The sequence below is a fragment of the Thomasclavelia sp. genome, assembly GCF_017889095.1.
Lineage (GTDB): Bacteria > Bacillota_I > Bacilli_A > Erysipelotrichales > Coprobacillaceae > Thomasclavelia.
Genome location: NZ_JAGHEW010000269.1, coordinates 1 through 2,773 on the forward strand (window position 1 = coordinate 1; position 2,773 = coordinate 2,773).

3 protein-coding genes are annotated in these 2,773 nt (G+C 23.3%); 2 read left to right on the plus strand and 1 reads right to left on the minus strand.

Going from position 1 to position 2,773, the window contains the following annotated elements; genetic code table 11:
• Positions 1–70 precede the first annotated feature (70 nt).
• The gene (locus J7M77_RS11945) at positions 71–691 is read right to left on the minus strand and encodes an ABC transporter ATP-binding protein (protein ID WP_296878845.1); all 621 of its coding nucleotides are present in this window, start codon (positions 689–691) and stop codon (positions 71–73) included.
• A gap of 370 nt (positions 692–1,061) precedes the next feature.
• Here J7M77_RS11945 and J7M77_RS11950 point away from each other — a divergent pair, with 370 nt between their 5' ends.
• Positions 1,062–2,315 (plus strand): GHKL domain-containing protein, encoded by a 1,254-nt coding sequence (locus J7M77_RS11950; RefSeq protein ID WP_296878847.1) that lies wholly within the window; start codon positions 1,062–1,064, stop codon positions 2,313–2,315.
• A gap of 1 nt (position 2,316) precedes the next feature.
• The gene (locus J7M77_RS11955; RefSeq protein ID WP_296878849.1) at positions 2,317–2,751 is read left to right on the plus strand and encodes a VanZ family protein; all 435 of its coding nucleotides are present in this window, start codon (positions 2,317–2,319) and stop codon (positions 2,749–2,751) included.
• Positions 2,752–2,773 lie beyond the last annotated feature (22 nt).

Here is a 2,773-nt window from a genome sequence, read left to right on the forward strand (position 1 = left end):
ACCTAAAATAATATAAATAAAGATTTTTTTATTTTCAAAGATCAATTTTAATTCTTTAGTAACTAAAACTTTATCCATTATATTCATAAATTTTTTTATCCTTTAATGTAATTATTTTCCCAATTAATGGATCAATGATCGTTTGATCATGAGTAATACATAAAATTATCGTATTTTCATTTTTTAAATTCTTTAACATTTCTAAAACTTCATTTTTAGAAAATTGATCCAAACCTCCCGTTGGTTCATCTAATACGATTAAATCCGCTGGAATCAAGGCCACACATAAAATCGCTACTTTCTTTAAAGTTCCTAAAGATAATTTAGATACTAGAGTGTTTTCATATTTATTTAGTTTATATTTTATAAGAAAATCTTTTATTATTGAATCATATTCTTCACAATTTAGATTATATAATGCTAAACGATATTTAATATTTTCAATTACCGTTAAATGGGGATAAAGACCGTTATAATCAGGTAAATACGTAATTCTGTTAATATCAGCAGTATTTATTTTACCATCATTAGGCTTTAAAATATTTAAAATAAGTTTAGCAAGTGTTGTTTTTCCGATTCCGTTATCACCTATTAAATAATACATTTTTCCTTTATCAAAAACATACGATGCATTAGATAAAATCAATTCCGACTTTTTATAATTAAACGTTACATCTTTTAATTCAATCATTTCCTACCTCTAAAACACATTATTTTTCCTATTTGATTAAAATCAATTACTTTTAAACATTTCTTACCGTTTTAAACACCAATTCTAAATAACCACTTTTCTTATCTTTATATTATATATTCATTATCCTAAATATACAATGAATATATAAAAAACAGTTTTTTATTTACTAATTCACTAAAAAATTTAATCATCATTACATTTTAAAATAATAATTAACACGAGCGGTATTAAAATGACACCAATGGTATAGTTAGTAAAATATTAATGTGCTATCATTTTAATAAAGGTAGTTAGAATATTTTAATTAATAATTAACTAAGAAATAAGTGGTAAGAAAATAAAAATTGTTTATTGAAAGGAGCTAATAATGACATTATTTTTAGAAATATTAACGGATTCTTATGTAACAGTGTTAATTCATGCATTACTTTTATTTTTAATTATCTATGTTTATCAACATAGTCAAAACTTGACGATAAATTATAAACGAATTTTATTATTATCTATTTTAGGTTCAATCATTACAATAATTCCTTTTGTTTATTTTTCTAGCAGTGCTCTATGGTTAGCAATAGCGATCTTATTTATTCTTTCTATGCTTCTATATCTTTACAACCTTGATAATTATTTACAGATTAGTTATTACTGTTTATTTGTCATTACTTTAACTTTTATTGGTTATGTTTTATTTTTGATCTTTTTTGACCGAGAGCCATTTATTGATTCTTATAGTTACTTTTCTTATACCTATAGCTTATTTTTCACTACAATTATTTTAGCTACAGTTGTATATATTATTGATTTAAAATTTACACTACCGACAAATCGAATAAGTATTTTTATTCTTATAACATCAGGATCAATCTTATTCATCGAATTATTATTTTTAGACCAATTCCCTAATATTGCAACTTGGACCATGGCAAACTTTATTATCTATATTATCGTTTGTTTACTTTGTTTTTGTAATAATATATTAATTCAGTATCTTTATAATGATTTTTATCAGCTTAATATTGCATTACAAAATAATTTTCTATCCAAGATAACAGCCAGTTATATTAATAATTTAAAAGCTAATCAAAATGAAATATTAAAAATAAAACACGATATCAAAAATAACATAATTATCTTACACCAGTTACTTTGTAACAATAACATTGATGAAGCGATTACTATATTAAAAGAAATTAATCATCGTTTAAATATTAAAAATCAAACTGCTTATACTGGTAATATAATTATTGATGCTTATCTTAATAATGTTACTAATGATAGTAATATTTCATTGCAAATTAAAAGTAACGATCTAACTGATTTAAATTATCAGGCTGATATCTTAGCTTTAATCGTTAATCTTGTCGATAATGCCGTTGAAAACGCGCAAAATAAAGTAATAATCAATTTTGACTATCAAAAAGAAGAAAATCTCTTAATCAAAGTAGCTAATGACTGCATAAGTGATCCAACTAAACATTTAAAAAAATCAACTAAACAAGGTGATCATGGTTATGGATTACAGATTGTTCATGAAGTTGTGATTAAACATGCAGGAACTTATCTAACTTCTTATCAAAATAATCTTTTTACTACTTATATTTTATTAAATTTAGGAGGGTAACATGAAAAACAAACTTATTTTTATCATCATGCTTTGTTTATATATTTTTTTCCTTACTGTAGGAATTTATGCTTCTACTGGTGTAAATAGTAATGGAATAGGCAAACTGCCATATTTTCAAAGGATAGTTGTATGCAGTAATTTAATTCCTTTTTATGATTTTGGACCGACTAAATCATTGATTATTAATTTTTTTATGTATATGCCACTGGCAATATTGGCACCGGGAATTTTTGATTGTTTAAAGGCAAAAAAGAATTATTTAATCTTTATCATTTTATTTATTATTGGAGTTAAATTAGTGCAAATCATTACTTTAAAGGGATATTTTGATATTAATGATATTATTATTGGTAGTTTTGGTTCTTATTTAGCTTATTACATAACTATTATATTAACTAAAATTATCCCTAAACAATCAAAATCTATCATTTAAAGCAAAAACCTAAGTAAATCCA

Coding starts and splice junctions, on each gene's coding strand:
- J7M77_RS11945 (WP_296878845.1), bottom strand. CDS start 691: ATGATTGAATTAAAAGATGTAACGTTTAATTATAAAAAGTCGGAATTG.
- J7M77_RS11950 (WP_296878847.1), top strand. CDS start 1,062: ATGACATTATTTTTAGAAATATTAACGGATTCTTATGTAACAGTGTTA.
- J7M77_RS11955 (WP_296878849.1), top strand. CDS start 2,317: ATGAAAAACAAACTTATTTTTATCATCATGCTTTGTTTATATATTTTT.